Annotated in this window: 22 protein-coding genes and 2 pseudogenes; 16 read left to right on the top strand and 8 right to left on the bottom strand. The window is 72.1% G+C overall.

Annotation, left to right across the window (positions count from 1 at the left end):
- The 7 genes and pseudogenes from ACYVD5_RS06995 to ACYVD5_RS06965 form a co-directional block, all read left to right on the top strand.
- A pseudogene (locus ACYVD5_RS06995) lies at window positions 1-352 on the top strand (cell division protein FtsZ); the annotation flags it as partial.
- 111 nt (window positions 353-463) lie between these two features.
- On the top strand, window positions 464-1,189 hold the full coding sequence (gene pgeF / locus ACYVD5_RS06990; protein WP_461000098.1) for a peptidoglycan editing factor PgeF: 726 nt from the start codon (window positions 464-466) through the stop codon (window positions 1,187-1,189).
- The gene (locus tag ACYVD5_RS06985; RefSeq protein ID WP_461000097.1) at window positions 1,186-1,947 is read left to right on the top strand and encodes a YggS family pyridoxal phosphate-dependent enzyme; all 762 of its coding nucleotides are present in this window, start codon (window positions 1,186-1,188) and stop codon (window positions 1,945-1,947) included. Before pgeF ends, ACYVD5_RS06985 begins: the two co-directional genes overlap by 4 nt.
- A 115-nt stretch (window positions 1,948-2,062) precedes the next feature.
- Window positions 2,063-2,590 carry a cell division protein SepF gene (locus ACYVD5_RS06980; protein WP_461000096.1) on the top strand — a complete coding sequence of 176 codons (528 nt, stop codon included), beginning with the start codon at window positions 2,063-2,065 and terminating at the stop codon, window positions 2,588-2,590.
- A 39-nt stretch (window positions 2,591-2,629) separates the two neighbouring features.
- The gene (locus tag ACYVD5_RS06975; protein WP_461000095.1) at window positions 2,630-2,923 is read left to right on the top strand and encodes a YggT family protein; all 294 of its coding nucleotides are present in this window, start codon (window positions 2,630-2,632) and stop codon (window positions 2,921-2,923) included.
- Window positions 2,924-3,052: 129 nt separating this feature from the next.
- Window positions 3,053-4,009 (top strand): DivIVA domain-containing protein, encoded by a 957-nt coding sequence (locus ACYVD5_RS06970; protein WP_461000094.1) that lies wholly within the window; start codon window positions 3,053-3,055, stop codon window positions 4,007-4,009.
- Between the two features lie 110 nt (window positions 4,010-4,119).
- The gene (locus tag ACYVD5_RS06965; RefSeq protein ID WP_461000093.1) at window positions 4,120-5,466 is read left to right on the top strand and encodes a hypothetical protein; all 1,347 of its coding nucleotides are present in this window, start codon (window positions 4,120-4,122) and stop codon (window positions 5,464-5,466) included.
- A 477-nt stretch (window positions 5,467-5,943) separates the two neighbouring features.
- Here ACYVD5_RS06965 and ileS read toward each other — a convergent pair whose 3' ends face one another.
- Window positions 5,944-9,150 carry an isoleucine--tRNA ligase gene (gene ileS / locus ACYVD5_RS06960; RefSeq protein ID WP_461000092.1) on the bottom strand — a complete coding sequence of 1,069 codons (3,207 nt, stop codon included), beginning with the start codon at window positions 9,148-9,150 and terminating at the stop codon, window positions 5,944-5,946.
- Window positions 9,151-9,747: 597 nt separating this feature from the next.
- Between ileS and ACYVD5_RS06955 the strand changes: the two genes are divergently transcribed.
- From ACYVD5_RS06955 to ACYVD5_RS06940, 4 genes are all read left to right on the top strand, one after another.
- Window positions 9,748-10,011: a hypothetical protein gene (locus tag ACYVD5_RS06955; protein WP_461000091.1), complete on the top strand. Its 264-nt coding sequence runs from the start codon at window positions 9,748-9,750 to the stop codon at window positions 10,009-10,011.
- Window positions 10,012-10,400: 389 nt separating this feature from the next.
- Entirely contained in the window at window positions 10,401-10,811 is a 411-nt protein-coding gene (locus tag ACYVD5_RS06950; protein WP_461000090.1) for a TraR/DksA family transcriptional regulator, read from the top strand.
- A gap of 41 nt (window positions 10,812-10,852) precedes the next feature.
- Window positions 10,853-11,605, top strand: a complete 753-nt coding sequence (gene lspA, locus ACYVD5_RS06945) for a signal peptidase II (protein ID WP_461000089.1) — start codon at window positions 10,853-10,855, stop codon at window positions 11,603-11,605.
- A 32-nt stretch (window positions 11,606-11,637) separates the two neighbouring features.
- Entirely contained in the window at window positions 11,638-12,546 is a 909-nt protein-coding gene (locus ACYVD5_RS06940; RefSeq protein WP_461000088.1) for an RluA family pseudouridine synthase, read from the top strand.
- A gap of 91 nt (window positions 12,547-12,637) precedes the next feature.
- Here the strand turns inward: ACYVD5_RS06940 and ACYVD5_RS06935 are convergent, their stop codons facing one another.
- The 4 genes from ACYVD5_RS06935 to ACYVD5_RS06920 all read right to left on the bottom strand — a co-directional run bounded on the left by ACYVD5_RS06935 (window position 12,638) and on the right by ACYVD5_RS06920 (window position 16,620).
- Window positions 12,638-14,392, bottom strand: coding sequence for a thiamine pyrophosphate-dependent enzyme (locus ACYVD5_RS06935; RefSeq protein WP_461000087.1), 1,755 nt, complete (start codon window positions 14,390-14,392; stop codon window positions 12,638-12,640).
- Between the two features lie 124 nt (window positions 14,393-14,516).
- Window positions 14,517-14,831 carry an AzlD domain-containing protein gene (locus tag ACYVD5_RS06930; protein ID WP_461000086.1) on the bottom strand — a complete coding sequence of 105 codons (315 nt, stop codon included), beginning with the start codon at window positions 14,829-14,831 and terminating at the stop codon, window positions 14,517-14,519.
- Entirely contained in the window at window positions 14,828-15,667 is an 840-nt protein-coding gene (locus tag ACYVD5_RS06925; protein WP_461000085.1) for an AzlC family ABC transporter permease, read from the bottom strand. The genes ACYVD5_RS06930 and ACYVD5_RS06925 overlap by 4 nt, the downstream gene beginning before the upstream one ends.
- Window positions 15,668-15,774: 107 nt before the next feature.
- Window positions 15,775-16,620, bottom strand: a complete 846-nt coding sequence (locus tag ACYVD5_RS06920; RefSeq protein ID WP_461000084.1) for an AraC family transcriptional regulator — start codon at window positions 16,618-16,620, stop codon at window positions 15,775-15,777.
- 116 nt (window positions 16,621-16,736) lie between these two features.
- On the opposite strand from ACYVD5_RS06920, the gene ACYVD5_RS06915 reads away from it, so the two are divergent.
- The 4 genes from ACYVD5_RS06915 (at window position 16,737) to ACYVD5_RS06900 (ending at window position 22,382) form a co-directional block, all read left to right on the top strand.
- Window positions 16,737-17,165, top strand: a complete 429-nt coding sequence (locus ACYVD5_RS06915) for a GNAT family N-acetyltransferase (protein ID WP_461000083.1) — start codon at window positions 16,737-16,739, stop codon at window positions 17,163-17,165.
- A gap of 395 nt (window positions 17,166-17,560) precedes the next feature.
- Window positions 17,561-18,238 (top strand): PaaI family thioesterase, encoded by a 678-nt coding sequence (locus ACYVD5_RS06910; RefSeq protein ID WP_461000082.1) that lies wholly within the window; start codon window positions 17,561-17,563, stop codon window positions 18,236-18,238.
- Window positions 18,239-18,419: 181 nt separating this feature from the next.
- Complete coding sequence (locus ACYVD5_RS06905; protein WP_461000081.1) at window positions 18,420-20,234, top strand: AMP-dependent synthetase/ligase; 1,815 nt, start codon at window positions 18,420-18,422, stop codon at window positions 20,232-20,234.
- Window positions 20,235-20,876: 642 nt separating this feature from the next.
- The gene (locus ACYVD5_RS06900) at window positions 20,877-22,382 is read left to right on the top strand and encodes a peroxidase family protein (RefSeq protein ID WP_461000080.1); all 1,506 of its coding nucleotides are present in this window, start codon (window positions 20,877-20,879) and stop codon (window positions 22,380-22,382) included.
- A gap of 240 nt (window positions 22,383-22,622) precedes the next feature.
- Here ACYVD5_RS06900 and ligD read toward each other — a convergent pair whose 3' ends face one another.
- From ligD to ACYVD5_RS06885, 3 genes are all read right to left on the bottom strand, one after another.
- Window positions 22,623-23,570: a non-homologous end-joining DNA ligase gene (gene ligD, locus ACYVD5_RS06895; protein ID WP_461000079.1), complete on the bottom strand. Its 948-nt coding sequence runs from the start codon at window positions 23,568-23,570 to the stop codon at window positions 22,623-22,625.
- Window positions 23,570-24,379, bottom strand: a complete 810-nt coding sequence (locus ACYVD5_RS06890; protein ID WP_461000078.1) for a DNA polymerase ligase N-terminal domain-containing protein — start codon at window positions 24,377-24,379, stop codon at window positions 23,570-23,572. The genes ligD and ACYVD5_RS06890 overlap by 1 nt, the downstream gene beginning before the upstream one ends.
- Before the next feature lie 189 nt (window positions 24,380-24,568).
- The gene (locus ACYVD5_RS06885) at window positions 24,569-25,843 is read right to left on the bottom strand and encodes an endonuclease/exonuclease/phosphatase family protein (RefSeq protein WP_461000077.1); all 1,275 of its coding nucleotides are present in this window, start codon (window positions 25,841-25,843) and stop codon (window positions 24,569-24,571) included.
- A 303-nt stretch (window positions 25,844-26,146) separates the two neighbouring features.
- Here ACYVD5_RS06885 and ACYVD5_RS06880 point away from each other — a divergent pair.
- Window positions 26,147-26,408 (top strand): annotated as a pseudogene (locus ACYVD5_RS06880) (hypothetical protein); the annotation flags it as partial.

Genomic DNA, 26,408 nt, shown 5'->3' with positions numbered 1-26,408 from the left:
GCGCCCGCAGCCTGCGCCCGCGCCGCCTCCGCCGCCGCCCGCACCCGAGCCGGTGCGCGAAGACCCGCCGCCGCGGGCCGAGGCCGCCGACCCGGCTCCCGCTCCGCCGCCCGAGCCCGAACCCGAGCCCGTCCGTGCGGCCCAGCCCGAGCCGGCCGAGGAGCCTGAGCCCGAACCCGACGACACCGACCGGGCCCGCAACATCCGCCCTGTCGGCGAAAACGACTACGGCGAGGTCCGCGGCACCGGGACCGACGGCTCGTACTCGCGTTCGAGCGAGGTCCCCACGCCGCGGCGCCGGGTGGTCTTCGACGACCCCGACGATCTGGACGTCCCGGATTTCCTGAAGTAGCACTGCCGGAAAACGCGGCATTCGAGCGTACCGGCGGCGGGCCCACCCGCCGCCGGTACGCTTTTTCGCGTCCCCTCGACCCCTGCGGAAATGCGAGGAACCGCGCACACGATGAGTGCCGTGATCGAGTTGGGCCCGGGAGTCCGGGCCGCCTTCACCCAGCGCTACGACGGCGGGGTGAGCGCTCCGCCGTTCGACAGCCTCAACCTCGGCCGCGGAGTCGACGACGACCCCGGCGCGGTGGCCGAGAACCGCCGCGCGGCCGCCGCGCGGCTCGGCTTCGGCGCCGAGCGCGTGGTGTGGATGGACCAGGTGCACAGCGCCGATGTGGCCGTGGCGGACGGCCCCGGAAATGCCGGGCGGGTCGACGCGGTCGTGGCCGAGCGCGCTGACCTGGTGCTGGCTGCGCTGGCCGCCGACTGCCTGGTGGTACTGGCCGCCGATACCGAAGCCGGGATCATCGGCGCCGCCCACTCGGGGCGCTTGGGCACCGCGGCGGGCGTGGCGCCTGCAATGGTCGCGGCGATGGCGCGGCTGGGCGCCCAGCCCGCCCGCATCAGCGCGCTGCTGGGCCCGGCCATCTGCGGCGCCTGCTACGAGGTCGGGCCCGAGGCCCAGGAACAGGTGACCCGCAACGTTCCCGAGGCGGCCAGCCGAACGCGCCGCGGTACCGCGGGCATCGACATGCGCGCCGCGGTAACCGCCCAACTGCGGGCGGCCGATGTCGGCCACGTCACTTCCGACGACCGCTGCACCTTGGAGAGCCCCGAACTTTTCTCGCACCGCGGCGACGCGCCGACCGGCCGGTTCGCCGGATACGTGTGGCGGCAGCCGTGAGCGCCGCCGAATCCGCAGCGCCCGGATCCGGCTCCGGCGACGGCGCCCGGCGCCGCGAGCAGCTCCGCGCCAACCTGCGGGACCTGCGCGAACGTGTCGGCGCGGCCTGTGCCGCAGCCGGGCGCAGCCCCGAAGATGTGACGATCATCGCGGTGACCAAGACGTTCCCGGCCTCCGACGTGCGGATTCTGGCGGAACTCGGTGTCGCCGACGTGGGCGAGAACCGCGACCAGGAGGCGGCGCCCAAGGCAGCCGAATGCGCCGGGTTGGGGCTGCGCTGGCACTTCGTCGGGCAGTTGCAGTCCAACAAGGCCCGCTCGGTGGCCCGCTACGCCGATATGGTCCACTCGGTCGACCGCGCGCGGCTCGCGGCCGCGCTGGGCGCGCGCGCCCGCGCCGAGGGGCGCGAACTCGACTGCCTGGTCCAGGTCGACCTCGACCCCGATTCGGCGGCCGGCGTGCTGGGCCCCCGCGGCGGGGCCGATCCGGCGGACGTTCTGGGGGTCGCCGATGCGATCGCGGCCGAGGACGGTCTGCGCGTGGGCGGGGTCATGGCGGTGGCACCGCGCGGCGGCGACCCGGCCGATGCCTTCGAACGTCTGAATACGGTCGCCGCCGAGGTCCGGGATCGCTACCCTCGGGCGGAGGTGATATCAGCGGGGATGAGCGGCGACCTGGAACAGGCCGTCGCCCAGGGTGCGACACACCTGCGTGTGGGCACGGCGTTGCTCGACTACCGCCGCCCGAACGTGGGGTAATGTCCCCACATGGACCTTGGCGCCCATCTGTCGAGTTCGCCCACCTGGCGGACCTGGGCCAACATGGACTGAGTCATCTGCGGTGCCGCACCACAGGGACGACGGAGGACAAGAGATGGCCGGCGCGATGCGCAAGATGGCGGTCTACCTCGGCCTCGTGGAGGACGACCGCTACGATCACCGCTATGCGGACGAATATGATGACTTCGACGACTTCGACGAAGGCGTTGAGGGCCGGCGCGACCGGGATCTCGACCATCAGGGCGGCGACCCCCGTGCCGACTCCGTGACGGATGTGGACGACTACACAATGTCTCCTGCCGAGAGGCGCATTCCGTCTCCCAGCACCCCCGCTACCGCAGACCTTGCGCGCATCACTACGCTGCACCCGCGGACCTACAACGAAGCGCGTACTATCGGAGAGCATTTCCGGGAAGGTATACCGGTGATCATGAACCTGACCGAGATGGTCGACAGCGACGCCAAGCGGCTGGTCGACTTTGCGGCGGGCCTGATCTTCGGTCTGCATGGCAGTATCGAGCGCGTGACCAACAAGGTGTTCCTGTTGTCCCCGGCTAACGTAGAGGTGACTGCTGAAGACAAAGCACGCATAGCTGAGCGAGGGTTCTTCAATCAGAGTTAGATCATCACTGATGTCCAGAGATTGGGTCGGGGAACGACCGTGAGTATCGTCCAGTCCGTCGTCATCATCCTGCTGAACCTCTTCATGGTGGTGCTGATCGCGCGGCTCGTCTTTGAACTCGTACAGTCGTTCGCCCGCTCGTGGCGACCGAGCGGGTTCGTGCTGATACTTGCGGAGACCGTCTACACAATCACCGACCCGCCCTTGAGGTTCTTGCGTCGGTTTATCCCGCCCGTGCGTCTGGGGGGTGTGGCGCTGGACCTGAGCTTCACAGTCCTCTTCCTCTTCGTGGTGATCCTGCTCCAGATCGTAAGTTCGATCTCGTTCATCTAGAAGGTCACAGATGTCGGAAAGGTAAGCCCTGGTTTCGATATGTGGCCTTGGTCATGATCTGGATTGCCGTTAGGTCACGATCAGGTAGCGTCCCTACGGACACAGGCCAAGCGCGCCAAGGAGACGAACATGCCGCTGACACCCGCGGATGTGCGGAATAAGCAGTTCAGTACCACCCGGCTCCGGCCGGGATACGACGAGGAAGAGGTCGACGCTTTCCTCGACGAGGTCGAGACCGAGCTCGACCGCCTGATCCAGGAGAACGAGGAACTGCGCGGCAAGCTCGCGGAGTGCCTGCGCGGCAAGGTGCCCAACGCGGGTATGCAGGACTTCCAGCAGCAGCCCCAGCAGGAGCAGCAGCTCCCGCCCGAGCCGCCCCCGCAGCCCGAGCCGCAGGTGCGCCAGGAACCGCAACCGCAGCCCCAGGCCCAGCCGCAACAGCAGCCGCAGCCTCAGCAGCAACCGCAGCAGCCGCCGCTGGAACAGCAGATTCCGGCCATGGCCGCCAACATGGGCCTGCCCGGTTCCGAAGAGAACATGGACACCGCCGCCCGGGTGCTGGCACTGGCGCAGCAGACCGCTGACCAGGCGATCTCCGATGCCCGCCGCGAGGCCGACGAAACCCTCGGCCGCGCCCGCCACGAGGCCGACGACATCCTGGGCAAGGCCCGCCGCCAGGCCGAGCAGATCGTGAACGAGGCCCGCGCCCGCTCCGAGAACCTCGACCGCGACGCCCAGGAGCGCCACCGCCAGGTGATGGGCTCGCTGGTGCAGCAGCGCGAAGAGCTGGAGCACAAGGTCGCCGGGCTCAAGGACTTTGAGCGCGAGTACCGCAGCCGCCTGAAGGACTACTTCGAGCGCCAGCTGCGCGAGCTCGCCGACGGTGCCAACGAGCACAACTCCGGCCAGCAGCAGAACCCCAACACCACCGGCGGGTTCCAGACCATGGCCCCCAGCGGCGGAAACCCGGGTATGCAGCCGGCCGGTCCGGGCAACGGCGCGCCCTCGGGCAACCCCTTCGCCCAGCCCGAGCCCGCCCAGCACGGCGGATACCACCCTGGCGAGGCCCCCCACGAGCGTCGCTGATGATGACGGCGGACGGCAGCGTTTCCGGCGAGCCGGTACCGGCTGCGGCAGGGCCGTGCAGCGGCACGGCAGCACATAACAGAACCCTTGAGTGAAGGCTCTTCCTTTCCGTGTTCATCCTCAGCCTCGCCACTGTGGTGGCGGCTCTGGCGGTCATCGCCTTCGGGGTGGTGTTCGCCGAGACGATGTTGGTCTACATCGCCCTCGGACTGGGCGGCCTCGGTGCGATACTGCTCGTTGCCGAGGCGGTGAGATCACGCGCTTACCTGGATCTGGGTCTCGGGAGGGAACCAGCGGCCGGCGATGCCGGCGCCCAACAGCAGCGGGCTTGGACGGACGGTTTGGGGAAGGCGTCCGTCCCCGCCCCGGCTGTGTCCGGCGCAACGGCGGGACCGGCCGCGCAGCGCAGCCACGGCACCGAGGGACCGCGGCAGTCCGTGCCCGCGCCGGCTCAGCAGCCGGGGCGGGCAGCAGCGTCCGGGCAACCGCCCCCGCAGCAGCAGGGCGGACCCGGCGCCGTACCGCAGCGCCCTGCCGAGCAGACGGCCGAACCAGCCGGTCTTGCCGGCCTGGTCGGCACGGACCAAACTGCGCAGCCGGGACACCCCCGGCAACCGGGCGAATCCGCGCCCGAACCATCGGAGCGCGCCGCCCAGCAGGATCAGCAGGCATCTGCGGCAGTGCCCGAACAGCCCGAACAGTCAGAACACCCCGATCAGCCCGCCGGCTCCGAACCGGGACCGGCCAAGACCGTCCGGCCCCAGCCGCAGCGGCCGGTCCGGCCGCGCATCAGCCGTGTCACCGACCGGCCCGAGCCGGGCACATCGGGCGCAACCCCAGCGGCGGCAGCGGCAGCGGCCGAGCCTCCAGCGGAACCCGCGGCAGCCGAGGAGCCCCCGCAGCCCGAGACCGCCGCGGCCCCCGCGAACGAGCCGGATACAGCCGACCACGGCGCCGCCGAACCCGAGCCATCGGTCGAGGCCGCGACCGCGTCCGAGCCTGCTCGCGCACCGGAGACCGAACCGCCCGCGGGCGCCACCGGGGCGGCCGACGAATCCGACCGCGACCTCTCCTTCAGCGCCTTCGTTGACGGACTGACTCCCGATACGGAAGCCGCCGAGGACGACGCCGAGGCCGGGCCTGCCCTCGAACAGGAGCTTCCGGAGCCCGAACCCCTCCCCGAGTGGAACACCGCCCCGCAGCCTGACGCCCCGGACCGTACCGAACCCGTAATCGAGCGCCCCGACCTGCGCGCCGCCACGGCCACCGAGGAAGAGGCCGCAGACGGCACCGCGGCGGAGGAGGAAGCCGCGGAGGCGGAGGGGACCGCGGACGACGGAGCCGAGGCCGATAAGCCCGCGGAGCCGGAGCAGCCGGAGCCCGAGGCAGCGGAATCCGGCTCCGAGGACATCAGCGCGACCCAACACCGCCCCACCGACGACGAGGACCGTTCCTAAGCCGGCCTCCGGTGGATCGATCACCCCTGGAGAAGCCGACCCGCACGCAGGTCCGGTGGGTGGCCGGTGCCATGGCGACCGGTGCGTTCGGGAACCGGGTCGGACGCGGGTCCGCTCGGCGGCCTTGCCCGCGGCCGGCAACAGGTGGCCTGGGCTGAAAAGCAGCGGCAACGGCCGCGGGCGGCGGGGGCGGGTGGTCAGCGGTCCCGCCCGAAGCGGGCCGGGGCGGGCGGCGCACCGACCCTGCGGAGATGCCCAGATCCGGCGCCGGATCTGGGCATTTCAACAATGATCATCGCCGGAAACCCGACATAACGGGCGCACGGCCACCTGCCGCTTTTTCACCGCAGATCACTCGCCGCCCGGCAGACCACAAGGCCGTAGAGCGGACCGCTGCCGCCCCGCTGCAGAGCGCACCGGCCCGGCGGGCTGCGCTGTGCAGTCCGCCGGGCCGGGGGTGGTGCTGCGTGCGTGCGGTCAGGCTTGCTGCTGCGCGGCCCGGTCGGCGGCCTTGCGGAGGTGGACGGTCACACCGAACTCCTCCGAGGCCACAGTGTGGGTGGGATCGCCGGCCTGCGGGCTGCCTTCGGTGAAGGCCACGGCCAGTACCTCACCCGCGATCGTGCGCTCGTGTTCGCGCAGCGCCTGCGCGGTGACGGGCTCGCTCGCCGACCACCACAAGTCGATCCGGTCGGAGATCTCCAGGCCGCTGGATTTGCGGGCATCCTGGACCAGGCGGATCAGCTCGCGGGCCAACCCCGCGCGCTGCAGCTCCGGAGTGATCTCCAGGTCCAGCGCCACCGTCTCGCCGCCCTCGGCCGCCACCGTCCAACCCTCGCGGGGCTGCTCGCTGACCAGCACCTCCTCGGCGCTGATCTCGACCTGCTCGCCTTCGACCGCGACGTGGGCCCAACCCTTCGAGCGGACCTGCTCGACCAGCTCCCGGGCGTCGGCCGCGCCGATTGCCGCGGCCACCAGCGGGGTGCGCTTGGCGAAACGCTTGCCCAGCGCGCGGAAGTTCGGCTTGACCGTGTGCTCGACCAGGTCCCCGCCGACCGACGAGAGCGGGTCGAGCTGCTGCACGTTCAGCTCTTCGGTGATCTGCGCGCGCAGCTGTTCCGGCAGCCGCTCGAAGCCGGCGGCGCCCACCAGCACCCGCGACAGCGGCTGGCGCGTGCGCACACCCGAGTCCACCCGCGCCGCGCGCCCCAGCTCCACGATCCGGCGCACCAGCGCCATCTGCTCCGACAGCTCGGTGTCGATCAGGTCCTCGCGCACCGCCGGCCAGCTCGCCAGGTGCACCGACTCCGGCGCATCGGGCCGCCGCAGCGCCGCCCACACGTGGTCGGTGATGAAGGGGACCACCGGCGCCATCGCGAGCGTCAGCGACTCCAGCGCCTCGAACAGGGTCGCGAACGCGGCGGCGCCCTCGGGCGTGTGCGCGCCGGCCCAGAAGCGGCGGCGCGAACGGCGCACGTACCAGTTGGACAGGTCGTCGACGAACGAGGTCAGCAGCCGTCCGGCCCCGGCGGTGTCGAACCGGTCCAACGCCTCGCCGACACCCTTGACCACCCGGTTCAACTCGGACAGCAGCCACCGGTCCAGCAGCGGCCGGTCGGCAGGGTCGGGCACCTGCTGGAGCATGCCGTGGTTCCAGGTGTCGCCCGTGCCTGCGTAGAGGGTGAAGAAGGAGACCGTGTTGTAGTAGGTCAGCAGCACCTTGCGGACGATCTCCTCCAGCGCCTCGTGCCCAACGCGGCGCGGCATCCACGGCGACCCGCTGGCGGCCATGAACCAGCGCAGCGCGTCGGCGCCGTGGCGCTCCATGACCTCCATGGGTTCGAGGATGTTGCCCAGGTGCTTGCTCATCTTGCGGCCGTCCTCGGCGAGGATGTGGCCCAGGCACACCACGTTCTCGTAGGAAGAGCGGCCGAAGACCAGGGTGCTGACCGCCATCATCGAGTAGAACCAGCCGCGGGTCTGGTCGATGGCCTCGCAGATGTACTGGCCGGGGAAGTTCGCCTCGAACGCCTCGGCGTTGCGGTGCGGCGCGCCCCACTGCGCGAACGGCATCGCACCCGAGTCGAACCACACGTCGATGACCTCGGGAACCCGCTGGGCGGTGCCGCCGCATTGGGGGCAGGCGAAGGTGATGTCGTCGACGTAGGGCCGGTGCGGATCCAGCGCTGTGAGGTCCTGGCCGGCCAGCTCACCGAGTTCGCGCAGCGAGCCCACGACGGTCTGGTGCTCGTCGGGGCAGAACCACACCGGTAGCGGCGTGCCCCAGTAGCGGCTGCGCGACAGCGCCCAGTCGATGTTGTTGCGCAGCCACTCGCCGTAGCGCCCCTCTTTGACGTTGTCGGGGAACCAGTTGGTGCGGGCGTTCTGCTCCAGCAGCTCGTCCTTGATCGCGGTGGTCTTGATGTACCAGGACGGCAGCGCGTAGTAGAGCAGCGGCGTGTGGCAGCGCCAGCAGTGCGGGTAGCTGTGCTCGTAGGGCTGGTTGCGCAGCAGCAGGCCGCGGGCCTGCAGATCGGCCACCAGCGCTTCGTCGGCCGTCTTGAAGAACTGCCCGCCCATCAGGTCCAGCCCGGCCTCGAATGTGCCGTCCGCACGCACCGGGTTGACCACGGGCAGGTCGTAGGCGCGGCAGACCGCCATGTCGTCGGCGCCGAAGGCGGGCGATTGGTGGACCAGGCCGGTGCCGTCCTCGACGGTCACGTAGTCGGCCAGCACGATGAAGTGCGCGGGCTCGTCGAACGCGACCAGCTCGAAGGGGCGCTGGTAGGTCCAGCGCTCCATCTCGGCGCCCTCGAAGCGCTCGCCCGTCAGCGTCCAACCCTCGCCCAGCGCGGCCTCGACCAGCGGCTCGGCGACCAGCAGCCGCTCGGTGCCGTCGGTGGCCACCACGTAGGCGACATCGGGGTGCACCGCGACCGCGGTGTTGGAGACCAGGGTCCAGGGCGTGGTGGTCCACACCAGCAGCGACGTGGGGCGTGCCGGGTCGGCGAGCGGCCCGGACGTAACAGGGAAGCGCACGTACACCGAGGGGTCCACGACGGTCTCGTAGCCCTGCGCCAGCTCGTGGTCGGAGAGCGTGGTGCCGCAGCGCGGGCAGTAGGGGCTGATGCGGTAGTCGCGCACCAGCAGACCCTTGCTCCAGATGGCTTTCAGCGCCCACCACACCGACTCCACGTACTCGGGGTCCATGGTGCGGTAGGCCTCGTCCATGTTCACCCAGTAGCCCATGCGCTCGGTCATGGCGGTGAACGCGCCGACGTTGCGCAGCACCGACTCGCGGCAGCGGGCGTTGAACTCGGCGACGCCGAACTCTTCGATGTCCTTCTTGCCGCTGAGTCCCAGCTCCTTCTCGACCGCGACCTCGACGGGCAGGCCGTGGCAGTCCCAGCCGGCCTTGCGGTCGACGTGGTAGCCGCGCATGGTCTTGAAGCGGGGGAAGACGTCCTTGAACACCCGCGCCTCGACGTGGTGCACGCCGGGCTGGCCATTGGCGGTGGGCGGGCCCTCGTAGAAGACCCAGTTGGGGCGGCCCCGCGACTGCTCCAGAGAGCGTTCGAAGATCTTCTGCTCCGACCAGCGGCGGAGCACCTCGTGCTCGGCGGCGGGCAGGTCGATCTGGGCGGGCAGGGCGGGGAAGGCGCGTGCGGCGTTGCCGTCGGGCATCGGGTCTACCTCTCATCAGGGCAGCGGTTGTCCTGATGGAGGGACGAGGCGTGCCCCGCGGTACCACCCTCCTTGGGCAAGGCGGGCCGGCCGCCTTGTTCCCCTCTTCGTTGCCTGGCTGCCGGGTCTACTGGGCCGCGCGCCGCGCGGGCGCCGGGCCGTTCTTCCGGCGGCTCCGGGGTGATTTTCGCGGCGGGCATGCCCCCGGGCTTCCACCGTCCCCGGGTCGCTTTGGGCTGTGTCCGGCGGTACTGGTCCCCATCAACGCCTTGCCGTGTACCGAGGATAGCCCACGCGGGGTGCTGCGTGCGGTCCCTTGCCCGCCCGTCGCCCTCCACCACCCTCAATCGCGACGCTGCGCGTCCGGCCTTTTCCAGCGTCGCCCTCCACCACCCTCAATCGCGACGCTGCGCGTCCGGCCTTTTCCAGCGTCGCCCTCCACCACCCTCAATCGCGACGCTGCGCGTCCGGACAGGGCGCCCCTGTTCCTGTTGTGAACCGCCGGCCCGGGCATACTTGCCTCCCGGGCCCCGAGGCGGCCTTGCCGAGCGGCAGGGTGCGGCGGGGCGATTGCGACGATCGATGAGAGGGGCGCACGTGGCTGCGACCGACCAGGGGGGCGCCGTTCTGGTGACGCTCTCCGAACGCGACGACGCCGACGAGCTGGCCGAGCAGCTCGTGGACCAGGGCTACGAACCCTGCACGGTGCACCGCGACATGCTGGCGGGGGAGGACGACGCAGAGGACGCCGACTGGGTGATCGAGGTGACCACCGGTCCGCACGGCGGTCCGGCCGTCTTCGACGAGACGCACTTGTCGCGGCTGGCCGAGGACTACGGCGGTTTCGCCGTGGCGCGTTAGCCCAGCGGGCGGCGGCGGGCCCGGCGCTGCGGTCGCGCGGGCGCGCGCCGGTGTGTTCAGCGGGTTGCAGGGGGGATGCCGGAGCGATGGCCCGCGGGATGCGTATTGCGGGCCGCGAATCGGGAACATCTTTCGGGAACCGGCTGATAGATACCGTAACGCGTGGTGTGTTCCCGCTGCGTGGTCGATGGTTGATTCGCTCCCGAGTGGCGTTTAAGCTACCCGGCATTGCGTGCGGCCGCCGCCGACACCGGTTAAACCGCACGTCAGAACGGGGGATTCACGGCCGCCGCCGGGTGCGCGGCCGAGGGGGTGAGTGCGGAATGGTGTCGACCACAGCGACCGGCTGGTCCGGCGAGGAAGCCCGTGGCGGAGAAGGCGAGGGCAGAATGAGCGTGTCGAGTGCGGCCGATCTTCCCGTCCGCCCCGGGGAGGACCCGTGGAGTGAGCAGGAACTGGCCGAGGTCCGCCAAGGGCTGGAGTCGGAGGTCGCCGAGCTGCGCGACGGCATCGCAGCCGCGGAGTCCCAGCTGGCCGAGCTGCTGTCGGATTCCGTCGAGGGCGCAGGCGACGATCCCACCGACACCGGAGCCAAGGCGTACCAGCGCGAGCACGACCTGGCACTGAACTACAATACTCGTGAGCTGCTCGCGCAGAGCGAGCGTGCGATCCAGCGGATGGACGCGGGGACCTACGGGGTTTGCGAGTCCTGCGGCAAGGCCGTCGGCAAGGCGCGCCTGCAGGCATTCCCCCGCGCGACATTGTGTGTGCAGTGCAAACAGCGCGAGGAGCGTCGCTGAGTGACGTCGAGCCCTCCGGGGCCAGAGACCAAGACCGGACGGTGAACCGATCCGCCGCGTACAGGGCGCGGCGGTTCGTGCTGTTGCTGGGGGTGGCCGCGGCGGCCCTGGCAGCCGACTACGCCACCAAAGAGATCGCGCTGGCGAGCTTCGCGCCCGGCGAGTCGATGCAGATCGTGGGCGACCTGCTGAAGTTCACGCTTGTCTTCAACACGGGAGCGGCGTTCTCCATGGGCCAGGGCGTGCCCTGGCTGTTCTTCCTCATCGCTGTTGGCGTTGTGGTCTACATCCTGTTCATGGCCCGCAAACTGGGCAGCCTCCCGTGGACCTTCGCGCTGGGGCTGATCCTGGGCGGCGCGCTGGGCAACCTGGCCGACCGCGCCTTCCGGCCTCCGGAGCCTGCGCTGCACGGCGCGGTCGTCGACTGGATCCAGGTCCCCAATTTCCCGGTCTTCAACATCGCCGACTCCTGCATCGTCGTGGGCGGCGCGTTCGCGGTGCTGCTGGCCTTCCGCGGGTTCAACATCGACGGTACGCGCGAACCCGCCGCACCGAGCAAGGACACCAAGGACACCGGCGGCGATCCGGGCGCCGAGGACGGGCGGCCCGACGGAAACGCGGTGCCGGAACCCGGCGGCGCGGCGCCCGCAACCCCCGAGCCCCGCGAGCCCGGCACCGGCCGGACCGACAACCCCCTGCCCGGCGGCGACAGCACCACCCGCCCGCCGGGCGGCGCCGCCGACCGGGGCGACCGCTCCGGCACGCGGCCCGAGGACGATGGGCAGCGCACATGAGCGGGCCGACCAGGACCGGTGACCACCGGGGCATGCCCGTACCCGACGGAGTCGAAGGCGAGCGCGTCGATGCCGCCATCGCCCGCATGTTCGGGCTGTCGCGCACCCGCGCCGCCGAGATCATCGCCGAGGGCAACGCGACCGTCGACGGCGGTGCCGCCGCCAAGTCCGACCGGCTGCAGGCCGGCAGCTGGCTGGAGGTCACGCTGCCCCCGCCGCCGGAGGCGCCCACCGCGCGGCCCGAACCCGTGCCGGGACTGACCGTGGTCCACGAGGACGCCGACATCATCGTCGTGAACAAGCCCACCGGTGTGGTCGCCCACCCCACACAGGGCTGGACCGGGAACTCGGTGCTGCAGGGGCTGCTGGCCTCGGGCGTCGAGCTGGCCACCAGCGGCGCCGCCGAACGCCAGGGCATCGTGCACCGGCTCGACGCCAACACCACCGGGCTGATGGTGCTGGCCAAGAGCGAGATCGCCTACAGCGCGCTGAAACGCGCGTTCAAGGAGCGCGAGGTCGACAAGGTCTACCACTCGCTCGTGCAGGGCCACCCCGACCCGCTGCGCGGCACCGTCGACGCGCCGCTGGACCGCCACCCCGCCGGCGACGGCCGGTTCGCGGTGGTGGCCGGCGGGCGGCCGTCGGTGACCCACTACGACACGCTTGAGGCGTTCCGCGCGGCCAGCCTGCTGGAGATCAAGCTGGAGACCGGCCGCACCCACCAGATCCGGGTGCACATGGCGGCGCTGCGGCACCCCTGCATCGGCGACTACCTCTACGGTGCCGATCCGGCACTGGCCGAGCGGCTGGGTATCCGCCGCCAGTGGCTGCACGCGGTGCGGCTGGGCTTCGAGCACCCCACCGAGGGCGTCCGGGTGGAGTTCGAGAGCCCTTACCCCGACGACCTGGAAGCGGCGCTGGACCTGCTGCGCGAGGACTGACACCCGCAGGGGCGCCGGGGCATGCGGGCCGGCGCGCGACCGGCGGCCGCCCACCGCTCCCGCCCCGGCAGGCCACCCGGCCGGGCGCCCGTCATCCGCCGTTCAGCAGACCCGCCATGGTGGCCTCCGGACTGATCACATCGGGGTCGGTGCGCACGTCGATGAGTGTGGGCCCGCCGACCGGGACCGCCTCGGCCAGCGCCTCGGCGAGTTCGGCCGCAGTCGCCGCAGTGGCGCCGCGCGCGCCCAGGCCGCGCGCGTAGGAGGCCAGGTCCAGCGGGCCGCTGATATCGGTGCCCGCTGTGCGGCCCAGCTCCCGTGCCTGGTGCATCGCGATGGTGCCGTAGAGCCCGTTCTGGAAGACGACGACGGTGATCGACAGCCCCAGCCGCGCTGCGGTCTCCAGCTCTTGGCCGGTCATCAGCACACCGCCGTCGCCCACCGCTGCCACGACCGTGCGGTGCGGCGCGGCCAGCTTGGCCGCCACCGCGGCAGGAACCGCATACCCCATGGCGCCGCTGGTGGGCGCGAGCTGCGTACGCGGGTGGCGGTAGGTCCAGCCGCGGTGCAGGAACGCGGCGAAGTTTCCGGCGTCGTTGGTGATGACCGTGTCGTCGGGCAGTGTCTTGCGCATGGTCTCGACCACAGCCCAAGGGTGCAGCAGGCCGCCGGGGTGGGTGGCGGCCTCCGCCGGCGCGGCGGCGGTGCGCTCCCACACGCGGTGCGCCTCGCTGTAGTCGCGTTCGGGGGTGGCCACGGGGACCTCGTCGAGGGCGTTCAGCGCCATCCGGGCGTCGGCCACCGCGCCCAGCCACACTCCGGTCACCGCACCGATCTGGCCGGGGTCGATGTCGATCTGGGCGACCGTTGAGGCGCTGGCAGGTCCGGTTGAGGCGGGCAGCCGGTAGGTCTGGCTGGTGATCTCGCTCAGCCGCGAACCGACCACCAGCACGGCGTCGGCCTCCTCCAGCGTGCGCAGCACCGGTTTCGGGCAGCCCAATCCGAGGTGGCCCAGATAGAGCGGGTGGTCGTTGGGAAACACGTCCTGGCGCCGCCACGAGGTGTAGACGCCCGCGTTGTAGCGCTCGGCGACGGCGACCAGCTCCTCGCGGGCGGCGCGCGCGCCGCCGCCGGCGATGATCACCGGGCGTTCGGCCGAGGTCAGCCACACCGCCAGTTCGTCGCGGTCCTGTTCGCTCAGCGGCGGGCGGGGCGGCCGGGTGCCCGGCAGCGCCTGCGCGGCGGGCACCCGCTGCCCGAACAGGTCGCCCGGAACGGCGATGGCCACCGGGCCGGGGCGCCCGGTGGTGGCCACCCGCACCGCCTGGGCGGTGATCTCGGCGAGCCGGTCGGCGCGGGTTACCGTGGTGGTCCACTTGGTGATGGGGGAGTAGAAGGCGGTGAGGTCGACCTCCTGGAACGCTTCGCGCCCCAGGTGAGCGGTGGTGACCTGGCCGAGGAAGACGATCATCGGGGTGGAGTCCTGGCGCGCGGTGTGCACGCCCACCGCCAGGTTGGCGGCGCCGGGCCCGCGGGTTGCCGCGGCAACGGCGGGCACACCGGTGAGCTTGGCCTCGGCCTCGGCCATGAACCCGGCGCCGTTCTCGTGGCGGGTCGAGACCAGCCGCAGGTCCCGGTGCTGTTCGACGGCGTCGGCCAGCTCCAGAAAGCTCTCCCCGGGCACGGTGTAGCACCGGCTGATGCCGGCCGCGGCCAGGACATCGGCCACTTCCTCGGCGGCGGTGCGCCAGGCCGTGCCCTGGTGCGGCCTAGGGGAGCGGGGCGAGCGGGCGAGCTCACCGGGCCCCTCGGCCGCGGTGGCTGCGTTCCCGGTCTCCTGCGTCATGGGCGTCCTCCGGCTCGCGGGATGGTCACCCTTGCCTTCTGCCCGCGCCGGGATGATCCGTCACCTCGCCGGCCCGCAGCGCCAGGGCGCGGCGGGCGGCCGGGCCGGGCGAGGGAAACCGGTGTTACAGCCCCAGGAGCCGGAGCCCGGCCGCCGTTGCGGCAGCCGCTGCCAGCACCACCAGGAAGGGTGCGCGCAGCAGCAGGGCCACCGCTGCGGCCGCCATGCCGCCGCAGCGCGCGGGGTCGAAGACGAGCTGCTGTCCGCCGTCGGTCGCCGTCTGCACCGCGATCAGCGCGGCCAGCAGTGCCACCGGGACGGTCATCGCGAAGCGCCGCACCACGGGGTGGTCGAGCAGCCGCCGCGGTGCCGAGAGCCCGGCCAGTTTCAGCAGGTAGCAACCGGCGCAGGTGCCGATGATGGCCAGCCAGAGCGTCATGTGCGCACCTTCCCGGGCGTGGGGCCGTCGCCGTTCTCGGCGCCGGCGTCGTTGCCGGACCCGCTGGAGTCACCGGGACCTTCGGAGCCGCCCGGACCGCCTGAACCGTCCGAGCCGCCGGGCTCCTGCGGCTCATCGGGCGTGCCGGGTGCTGCCGGGTCGGCGGCCGCGGGACCGCTCGGGACGATCACCGCCGCCGCTGCCGCGAGCAGCACCGGCACTCCGGCCGGCAGGAACGGCGCCGCTGCAAGGGCGATCGCGGCGGCCAGCACCGCTACCGCGCGTTCCCTGCGGCCCTCGCGCAGCCGCGGGAAGATCAGCGCCAGGAAGACCGCGGCGCCCATGGCGTCCAGCCCGAAAGCGTCGGTGTCGCCGATCCGTTCGGTGGCCAGCGCCCCGATGAGGGTGGTCAGGTTCCACGTGAGGTAGATGGCGGCGAAGATCGTGATGAAGGAGGTGCGGGCCCAGGCCGCGGTGGGTTGGGCCAGCGCGCCGGCGGCCGTCTCGTCGATGATGCCGTGCGCGGTCAGCAGCCGCCGCGGCCCGCGCCAGTGCAGCAGGTCGGCCATCCGCAGCCCGTAGAGCGTGTTGCGCGCGCCCAGCAGCAGCGCCCCGGCGGCGCCCGCCACCAGGCTGCCCCCGCCTGCGAGCACCCCCACCAGGGCGAACTGCGAGGCGCCGGTAAAGGCGAGCAGGCTGAACACGCACGCTTGCAGCACCGAAAGCCCCGCGGTGACGGCGGCGGCACCGAACGCGAGGCCGGACAGGCCCACCGCGATCCCCAGCCCCAGCCCGTCGCGGACCGGTGGTGACAGCAGTGCAGGAGAGGTCTTCACGTCGAGCGACGCTAGCGGTGCCGCAGCAGCGCCGTCTTGAACGTTCTTGCACGTGCGGGGTCGGCGGTGGTGGTCGGCGGGTCGGGCGGGGCCGCGCCTGCACCCGGCTAATCTGCGCCCAGGTTGCCCAGCATCCCCTGCTGGAATGCGCCGGGCGGTACTCCGGTGCTGCGTTTGAAGTGCCGGGTGAAGTGCGGCTGGTCGGCGAAACCGAGCGCGGTGGCGACGTCGGCCGGCGGGCGGCCGTCGGCCAGCAGGCGGCGGGCGCGCTGGACCCGCACGTCGTTGACATAGGCGTGCGGCGGCAGCCCGTGCACCGTGCGGAACGCGCGCAGCAGCGCGAAGGGCGGTGTGTCGACCGCGGCGGCCAACTCCTCCAGGTTCGGCGGGTCGGCCAGCCTGGTGCGCAGGAGCTCGCCCGCCTGCTCGACCGCCCGCCCGGGGCCGGGTGCGCCTGATCCGGTGTCCGGTGGCCGGGCGCGGGTGTGCCGGGAGAGCAGGTGGTGCAGGGCCTGCCGGGTGAGCGTGGAGGCGCTGAGGCGGTCGCCGCGCTCGGTCGCCCGGTGGGCGGACCGCATCAGGCGGACCGCGGCCGGATCGCGCACCTCATCGGGGGTGAAGGGCGGGACGGTACCCATACCCAGGTCGCGTGCCGCATCGGCGACCACCCCGACCTCGGGATAGAGCACCCGGTAGCGCCAGCCCTCCGGTACCCCGGCGTGCCCGGTGTGCACCTCGTTCGGCTCAACGACGCACAGTCCGCCCGCGCTGATGCGGTGGGTGGTTCCGCGGTAGTTGTACACCTCGACGCCGGACTCGATCAGGGCGAAGGTGTAGGTGTCGTGGGTGTGCCGATTGAAGGTGTGCCGGACATAGTGGGCCTTGAGCAGCTCAACGCCTGGCAGGCCGGGATGGCGCCAGAACCTCGCGCGCTCGCCGGACTCGTCGCTCATATCCGCCAGCTTAGGAGCCGCAGCTGATGCGGTGCGTACGGGCGGCGGGTGCGCGGACCTCCCGCCCTGGTACCGAACCGGACGGCGGCGTGCCGCGCACGGCCTAGAATTCGGGCATGCTCACCATTGATGCCGCGGAGGCCATGGAGGAACTCGCAGCCGTGTTCACCATCCGGGGCGCGGTATTCGTCGCCGAGCAGCGGGTGCCCATCGGCGAAGAACAGGATGCCCGCGACTCCACCGCGGTGCACATGCTGGCGCGGATCGATGGAATCCCCATGGGGACCGGCCGGCTGGTCGCCGCGGGGCACCAGGGTGTGCTGGGCCGCCTCGCCGTGCTGCCCGAGGCGCGCGGAACGGGAACCGGCGCCGCCCTGGTCCGGGCGATCGAGGAACGGGCGCACAAGCTGGGGCTGACCGAAATGGAGCTGCACGCCCAAACCCACGCGGTGGGATTCTACGAGCGGCTGGGCTACACCACCCGCGGCGAGGAGTTCCTGGACGCCGGAATCCCGCACCTGGACATGCGCAAGCCGCTGCACTGACCCCCGCACCGGCGGACCTTCCTGCACCGGCGCCGCTCCGCAGCGCCGCCGAAGTCCAAGAGCACGGCCACATGTGCGGTCGGCCCGGACCGACCGGGCACGGCCTGCCCTTGCCCGCCGCCGCGTTTCCTTACGGTTCATCCACCGCCCGGCAGGCCGCAAGACCTCAGAGCCCGGCGCGGCCGCCCCGGTCGGCCGCGCGCTCGTCCGGCAACCGCGTTCCGCTGCCGACCCACCGGAACGGCCCGCCACCAGGGCAGGTGATGTCCGGCTTGTGATGGTTATCGCGTTGCCTTCCCCGGGGGCAGCGGCAATGCTGGACCTTACCGGCGGGTAACATCTGCTGGTCGGCGCTGCAGAGGCAGCAGAGCACTCGGAGCACAGCAAAGGAAGCCATGTCGGTCGACGCGAAGCCGGTTGCCGAACTCCCCGATCCCGCGGACTACGGGCTCCCCGTCGTCCCCGAGGAGGACATCCCGGCGGAGCTGACATCCCTGGTCGAGCAGGTGCGGACCCTCGCCGACGCCGTCGCCCACACCCGAGCGGGCGCCGAGGACCTCGCCGCGGCCCGCGAGGCGGTGGCCGCCGCCACCGCGCGCATCGCGGGCAGCCGCCACGATATCGGCACCATGGTCCGCCAGACATCCTCCACCGGCCGGGTCGAGTACGGCACCCTCACCAACATCGTCTCCGGTCCGACCAACCCCGCTGCGCCGCCGCTGCGCCTTGAGGCGGGCGCCGACGGCGGCCTGCGAGCCGATGCCGTCCTCAACGGGCTGTACCAGGGGCCGCCCGGGCTCGTGCACGGCGGCTGGCTGGCCGCGTTGCTCGACCAGGCCCTCGGTGCCGCGGCCGGTGCCGCGGGAATGCCCGGCCTCACCGCCAACCTGGACGTGAACTACCGGCGGCCGACCCCGCTGAACGCGCCATTGGAGATCACCGCCCGGGTGACCGGGACCGAGCGCCGCAAGGTCTTCGTCGCCGCCGAAATCCGCCACAGCGGCGAGACCACCGCTGAAGGCACCGCCATCATGGTGCGGTTGGACGGTCTTCCGGGAGACGGCGGTTCCTGACCGGTTCTGCAGCCCGGACCTGCCCGGCCGGCCGCAGAACACCGGCGCACAGGCACATAACACGGTGCGCTCGGGGGCACCTCCGGCCGTCCCCGGCCGGGTGTTCGAATATGAACTAGATCATGGCGCCGGCCGGACACGTCTGGGTGGTTCCGGCGCGGGTGTCCGATAGACCGGAGGAGTGACCACGAGCACCGCCAACCCCGCGCAGGTCGGATTCCCCGTTCACGGGGGACTGGCCGACACCCTTTTCGACCGCGCGGCCCGCTTTCCCGACCGCCCCATGCTCAGCCGCCAGACGGGTGGGCACTGGCAGGACATGACCGCCGCAGAGGTCCGCGACCAGGTGGTGGCGCTGGCCAAGGGCCTGATGGCCCGGGGCGTGCAGGCCGGCGACCGGGTGGGGCTGCTTTCGGCCAACCGCTACGAGTGGACCCTGCTGGACTACGCGATCTGGACCGCCGGCGCCATCTCGGTGCCGGTCTACCCCTCGTCCTCGCCGGCGCAGATCGCGCTGATCCTGGGCGACTCCGGTGCCGTGGCCTGCGTCGCCGACGACACGGCGCATGCCGCCGCGGTCGAGGAGCTGCGCGCGGATCCCGGGAGTCCGGTGGAGCTGCGGCACGTGTGGTGCTTCGACACCGGAGTGTTGGACGAACTGGCCACCGCAGGAGCCGAGGTCGCCGACAGCGAGGTGGAGGAGCGCCGTTCCGCCGTCGTCCCGGACGATCCGGCCACGATCATCTACACGTCGGGCACGACCGGAACCCCCAAAGGCTGTGTGCTCACCCACGCCAACTTTGTGGCCGAGATCCAGGCGGTGGTGTCGGCCCTGTCGGTGCTGTTCGAACCGGAGCCCGACGGCACGCTGCCCTCGACCCTGCTGTTCCTGCCCCTCGCCCACGTGTTCGGGCGCATGGTGCAGGTCGGCGCGATCCATGCCGGAGCCCGCCTCGGCCATACCGAAAGCGTCGGCTCGCTCATCGCCGACCTGGGCACCTTCCGGCCGACCTTCCTGCTCGCGGTGCCCTACGTCTTCGAGAAGATCCACGCCACCGCCCGCAGGCGCACCAGCGGGCTGAGCCGCCGCATCTTCGACGCCGCCACCGACACCGCGGTCGCCTACAGCGAAGCGGCCGACTCCGGCGGCCCGGGACCGCTGCTGCGCCTGCGCCGGCAGGCCATGGATGCGCTGGTGTACCGCAAACTGTCGGCGGCGCTGGGCGGCCGGTGCAGGCGGGTGCTCTCCGGCGGCGGCGCGCTGGACACGCGGCTGCTGCACTTCTACCGCGGTATCGGCCTGGAGGTCTACGAAGGCTACGGTCTGACCGAAACCACGGCCGCTGTGCTGGCCAATACCCCGGGCCGGGTCCGGCCCGGCACAGTGGGCGGGCCGCTGCCGGGTGTCGAGGCGCGGTTGGCCTCCGACGGTGAGCTGCTGGTCCGCGGCGGGCCGGTCTTCACCCGCTACTGGAACCGGCCCGAGGCCACCGAAGACGCCTTCGCCGACGGCTGGTTCGCCACCGGCGACCTTGCCGAGATCGACGGCGAAGGCTGGGTGCGCATCACCGGCCGCAAGAAGGAGATCCTGGTCACGGCCGGCGGCAAGAACGTGGCGCCGGTGCCCATTGAGGAGCGGGTCTGCGCGCATCCGCTCATCGAGCAGTGCATGCTCGTCGGCGACGGCCGCGCCTTCGTGGCCGCCCTGGTGACCCTGGATCCCGACGAGTCGGCGCGCTGGAAGCAGCGCAGCGGCAGCGCCGCCGGCGAACCGCGCGACCCCGATGCCGACCCGGAGCTTCGCGCAGAGGTGCAGCAGGCGGTCGACGCGGCGAACGCAGAGGTGTCGCGGGCGGAATCCATCCGCGCCTTCCGAATCCTGCCCGACCGGTTCAGCGTGGAGAACGAGACCCTCACCCCGACGCTCAAGCTGCGCCGGCCCCGAATCGCCGAAGACTACAGCGCGGCCATCGAGGCGATCTACGCCAAACGCTGAGCTGATCGGGCGCGGCTGCCGGAGCCTGTCCGGTACCGGCCGCGGGTGCTGCGGTGTGCACACAGTGACCGACAGCGCGTTGCGGTCCGGACCGGGGCGGTCTGAATCGGTCGACCAAAAGCCGGGTTAAGGTCCGGCCGCAATAGCACCGATTCTGTGTATGCCGAATTACCCGACGTTTGCGTAGGCCCGGTGGGTTTGCGGCGATCATTCGGCGCGTTGACCTGCCATGCCGGAAACGGCCGAACGATCATGACCGCCGGCCGGCGCGCAGCCGCCCTGGCGTCGTACAACGCGACGAAAGCGGCGCGCCCCGCGAATTCGATCCGGTCATCCGACGAATATTTGCGTCAATGACCCGCAATCCGCCCGGCGGTTGAGCCGAGTGTCCCGACTGTCCGTAGTCGGCCATTCGCATTGCCGCCGCCATCCCGCGGCCCGATTGTGCAAGGGGACACGGAGCTGACTGCGCGATGGCCGCGCCGCGCTCGCGGACGCCGGCGGCGCAGTGCCGCCGGATCCGGCCCGCTGCAGGGTGTCCGCGCACCGGTCGGCTTACGCCCGTCCTCGCGCCGCAGCAGCCCGCACCTTCGACGAGCCAAGGCCACCCGGAAACAGGAAGCAGGAAAAGAGGGCGCCGCAATGAAGTCGACCGCCGAAACGTCCGTGCTGCCCGAGCAGCGCACCGACTCCAGACCCGTGCCGGACCGGTCCGCGTCCGCGCCCCGCCGGGGCCACCACGGCCTGGTGCCGCGCGGGCTCGGCCATGTCGCGGAATCGCCGATGTTCGAGGGCCGGTTCGGGCGCATGTTCCGCAACCTGCCGCCGCTCGTTCTCAGCGAAGCGGAGATCATCGCGCTCGCCGAGCGCATGGTGGAACGGAGCCCGGGCGACCCCGGGATGGACAACCCGGACATTCCTACGGGCTACACCTTCCTCGGGCAGTTCATCGACCACGACATCACCCATGACCCGACACCGCTGCAGGTCCAGCGCCGCGATCCCGACGCGCTGACCAACTTCCGTTCGCCGTTCTTCGACCTGGACTCGGTCTACGGGCGCGGCCCCATCGACCAGCCCTACCTCTACGACGACGAAAACCGCGGCCGTCTGCTCACCACCGAGCGCGACGGCCTGGTCGACCTGCAGCGCAACGCGCAGGAAACCGCGATCATCCCGGAACCCCGCAACGACGAGAACGTCATCCTCACCCACCTGCAGCTGACCCTGCAGCACTTCCACAACACCATCCTGGAAAAGCTGCCGGAGCTGCGCGAGCCCGGCCGGGACCCTGCCGAGAGCGACTTCGAAACCGCGCAGCGCATGGTGCGCTGGCACTACCAGTGGGTGGTGATCCACGACTTCCTGCCGCGGATGGTCGGCACCGAGACGTTCAACGACGTGCTGCGCAGCGCGCCGCCGACCGGGCGGGGCCGCGCTGTGGAGCGGACCGAACTGTGGCACTACGCATGGCGCAACAACCCGTTCATGCCGGTGGAGTTCTCCGTTGCGGCCTACCGCTTCGCGCACTCCCTGGTGCGGGCGCGCTACAAGCTCAACACCGCGGTCGGTGACCTGCCCATCTTCACCGCGGCACCCATCTCCGAGAGCGATCCGCTCACCCACCTGGGCGGCTTCCGGAAGCTGCCGCGGGACTGGCAGATCGAGTGGCGGCGGTTCTTCCCGCGGGGCGACGGCAGCGAGCCCGAGCCGTCGCGGGCGATCGACCCGTTCCTCGTGCCGCCGCTGATGGAGCTGCCCGAGGAGGCCGCCGAAGGCATCGCGTCGCTGGCCCGGCGCAACCTCACCCGCGGGGTGAGCCTGGGCCTGCCCTCGGGCCAGGCCGTGGCCCGCGCAATGGGACTGGAGCCGCTGAGCGACGCCGACCTGAACCTGCCCAAGCCCGGCCCGGCGCCGCTGTGGTACTACATCCTCCGCGAGGCCGAGGCCACGGCCCAAGGCCGCCACCTGGGCCCGGTGGGCGGGCGCATCGTGGCCGAGGTGTTCCTCGGGCTGCTGGCCGCCGACCCGTCGTCCTACCTCAGCAACGACCCCGGATGGCGGCCGACGCTGGAGGGGGCCAAGGAGGGCGACTTCACCATGTCCGACCTGATCCGCTTCACCGGGTTCGGACTCGGCGAGGTGTAAGCGGCGGTCTCTGCAAGAACGGCCCCGCCCGCCCGTGCGGCGGAGTCCGCCGGGCGGGCGGGGCACACTGCGCGGTCAGCGGCCGGGAAGCGCGCTCTCCTGGCCGCTGACCGCGCCCGTCCGCGCCGTCCGCGCCCGTCCGTGCCCGTGCAGGCCGGTGCGGGCCGGTGCGGGCGGCATCAGCGGGCGGGTCCGCGAGTCCGGTCCAAGCGGCGGGTCCACGGTCCGGGCTGCCCGGGCTCACACCGCGCGCCGCTCCAGCTTCTCCAGCCGCTCGGCGGCCCTGCGGGGCGACCGCGCCCGCCGGGCCATGCCCTGCCACGGGTCGCCGCCGGCGGCCGCCCAGCGGTCGAGGCGCTCGCCGATCGTGCGCACCGTCCAAGCCCGAGCCGAACCGGTGTGCTCCAGCTCCTCCCACAGCATCGGTACCGCCACCGGCGCCTCCGGCAGCGCGCGTACCGCGTAGGGGGCCACGGCGTGCTGGGCGTAGGCGTTGCGCAGCACGTCCAGGAACAGCCGCCCCCGCCGCTTGTCCTTGCGGAACTCGGTCGTATACGTGTCGGGGCGGCGCCGGGACACCAGGTCTGCCAGGCGGCGGGCGAACCCGCGTACCGCGTCGAAGTCCGCATCGGGCCGGATGGGCGCCACCACGTGCAGCCCGCGCGAACCCGTGCTCATCACGTAGGCGGCCAGACCCACCTCCTCCAGGGCGGTTCCCACGTCGCGGGCTGCCGTGCGCACCCGGCCGAAGTCGTCGCCGGCAGGATCGAGGTCGATGATGAGGCGGTCGGGGTGTTTTAGGCTGCCGGCGCGGCTCAACCACGGGTGCGGGGTGATCACCGCCTGGTCGGCCAGCCACAGCAGGCTCGCGGTGTTGTCGCAGACCGCCATGGTGATGCTGTCGCCCTGCTCCCGCCGCACCTCGACGCCGCCGACCCAGTCGGGAGCATGGGCGGGCAGCTGCTTCTGGAAGAACCCGTCCGTGCCGCCGCCGGATATCCCGTCGGGGAAGCGGTGCAGCGCAAGCGGCCGGTTGCGGATGTGCGGCAGCATGAACCGGGCGGCGGCGCGGTAGTGGCAGGCCAGCTCCCGCTTGGTGGTACCGCCCGCGCCGAACAGCTCCTTGTCGGGCTTGCCCAGCTCGACCGTGCGCGAGCCCGCCTTCAGCGGCAGCGACGGCGCGTTCATCACGCGTCCTCGCCGCGGGGACGGCCCTTGAGCGTGCGGCCCGCGTCCGCGGCGACCTCGCCGATCCGGCGGCCGGTGCGCACCGAGTGCGGCTGCTCGGCGGTCGGGTCGCGGGCGTCGGCGGCTGCGTCGCGTTCCTTGACGAGTAGCCAGGCCTTCTCACCGTCGCCGTCGCCGTTGCCGCCGGAGCGGAACCGGTTCAGCGCATAGCGGCCGGTCAGCTTTTCGCCGTGCATCTCAAAGGAGACGTGGCCGTGCTCCAGGCCTTCGGCCATGCTCAGCGGTCGGCCCTTCTTGTGCGTGGAGTTGGTGTAGGTGCCGGTGTCCCAGATGAGGATCGTGCCGCCGCCGTATTCACCGGCCGGGATGGAGCCTTCGAACTCGGCGTAGTCCAGCGGGTGGTCCTCGGTGGGCACCGCCAGGCGCTTATCGCTCGGGTCGGTGGACGGGCCCTTTGGAACGGCCCAGGATTTGAGCACGCCGTCGACCTCCAGGCGCAGGTCGTAGTGCTCGCGCCGGGCGATGTGCCGCTGGACGACGAACAGCGGCTCGGGGCCGGTACCCGCCGCGCCGGCGGCGCCGCCCGCCGGTTCCGCGATGCGGGAGAAGTCGCGCCGGTGCCGGTAGTCGGCGAGCGCGGCGTCCGTGTTCTCGGGCTTACCGGTCTCACCGGTCTGTGCGGGCTCGGCGGGCGGCGCGGAGGTCTCCGCCCGCCCTGCGGCGGTGGACTTCCCGGAGGCCTTGTTCGCCTTGTTGGCCTTGGAAGGCTCGGTCTGCTTGGCCGCTTTGGAGCGCTCGGACCGGTTCATGCAGCTCACCCCCGTCCCTGCGGCCGGTGGCAGTGGCCGTTCGGCCCTGTGGCTGCGCGGCTACCCCCAGCCAGTGGGGGTTACACCCCGCGCGCCGGTGGTCGGGACCGGCGCCCCGGCCGCGGCACCGCGGTCCGCCGCAGCGGGGGAGGGAGCCACCGGGCGGGCCGCCCGCCCGGTGGCCGGGGATCAGCGGCGGCCGGAGCGGTGGACGTCCAGCCAGACCAGGCGGTGGTCGGAGGCCTGCGCGGCGGCTTCGGCGCCCGGTCGGCCCTCGGCGGGCCAGAACACGCCGGTGCCGCGCGCGGGCAGGCCGCGGGAAGGCAGCACGTAGTCGACGCGCAGGTTGCCCGGGCCGGGGACGTCGCCGAAGTCGGCCGTGTCGTAGGCGGGATCGCCGGTGTGCTCGGCGTTCGCGCCGCCTTGGTCCGCGGCGGCCTGCGGCGCGCCCTTGCTGGCGGGCTGCAGGCCGCCGTTGACGCGCGGAGCCTCCAGCAGTTGCCGGGTGGCGCGGGGATGGCCGTCACCGTCGTTGGGGTCGGCGTTGAGGTCGCCGGCGATCACGAACTTCGAGCCGGGGCGCAGACCGCCGTGCCGTCCCTCGTCGTCGTAGATGTAGCCGCCGCTCCCGGGCGACACGTAGTCGGCGAAGAACCGGTTCTCGTCGTGGTTGCGGGCGGTGTTGCGCTGTTCCGGGCCGTCGAAGCCGGGCGGAGTGGGGTGCGATGCCAGCAGGTGCACCGGCTTGCCGCGGCCGATGCGCACCGGCACGTCCCAGTGGCTCTTGGACGACAACCGCAGCTTCTGCCGCTCGGCTGCGGAGTAGAACGACTCACCGGTTTCGGGGTCGGTGGGCAGCAGCGCACCGGGCATGTCGGCCCAGCGGAAGTCCTGGAAGGTGCGCACGGCGCCGCGGTCGATGGGGTAGCGCGAGTACACGACCATCCCGTACTGGCCGGGGAACTCGCCGAAACCGAAGGCGTCGTCGCCGTAGCCGGAGGCGCCGGGTTCGGTGACGGTGCGGCCGTCGTTGTTCAGGTCCATGCCGCTGGCCACGCCGGTGTTGCTCGGCGCGGTATAGCGGTACCGGTAGCGGATGGGGTCGGCGCCGTCCTGCGGCCGGGAGAGGTAGTTGCGCTGGAACAGTTCGGCGGCGCGGCCGCGGGCGTCGTGGTCGAACTCGTTGACCAGGATGACGTCGGGCCGGGCGCGCTGGATGACCTCGGCGGCGGCCCGCGCCTGCGGGTCGCCGCGGTCGGACAGGTCCTCGGCCAGCCCGCCCTGCTCGCCCCTGTTCAGCGACGCGTTGAAGGTCGCGAACCGCACGTCGCCGGAGCCGCGGCCGTTGTGCTCCGGCCCGTGGCCGGGGCCGGGGTCGGCGTGTGCGGCGGCGGGGGCGGTGGTCAGCGCGCAGACCAGCGCAGCCGAGAGGGCAAGGCGGGTGCGTGAACGGGGGCGGGCCATGCGGGGTCCTTTCCGAGCGGGGATCGATCGCCGGGTGCCGCCGGCGCCGGTGTGCCCGGCGACGCGGGCGGTGTCGGCGTCCCACGGTGCCACCGCCAGGCGTCACCGCAACGATCTGCAGGTGAACAGCGCGCGCCGCCGAATGCCGCCGGGCGCTTCCGGGAGCAGCCGGCCGGCCATGAGCGAACGCGCTGTCCGACTCCGTTGACGCTGCCGAGTTATAGATATATCTTCTATGTATCTCGATAGTTTGCAGAAGATCGGGATGTGTCACTGGTGTATCTGAACTATGGGGGAGTCATCATGGCAGCGATGCAGATGCCCATGCCGTGGTCATGGGGCGGGCGCGGCGGCATGTCCGGCGCCGTCGCCGGACACAAGCACGGCGGGGCCCACCTGCGGCCCGGCGACGAGCACGGGGGCGACGGGCCGGGGCAGGTTCCGCCGCACTGGCACGGCCGCGGCGGAGGGCGCCCCGGGTGGGGCGGGCCGCTGGAGCGGCTGCAGGCCTGGGCTGCGGGCCCGGGCGGCGACCGGCGCCGCGGCTTCCCGCCGCCACCGCCGC

The organism is Streptomonospora sediminis (assembly GCF_054778995.1).
This window is presented reverse-complemented; position numbering and strand designations above follow the sequence as displayed.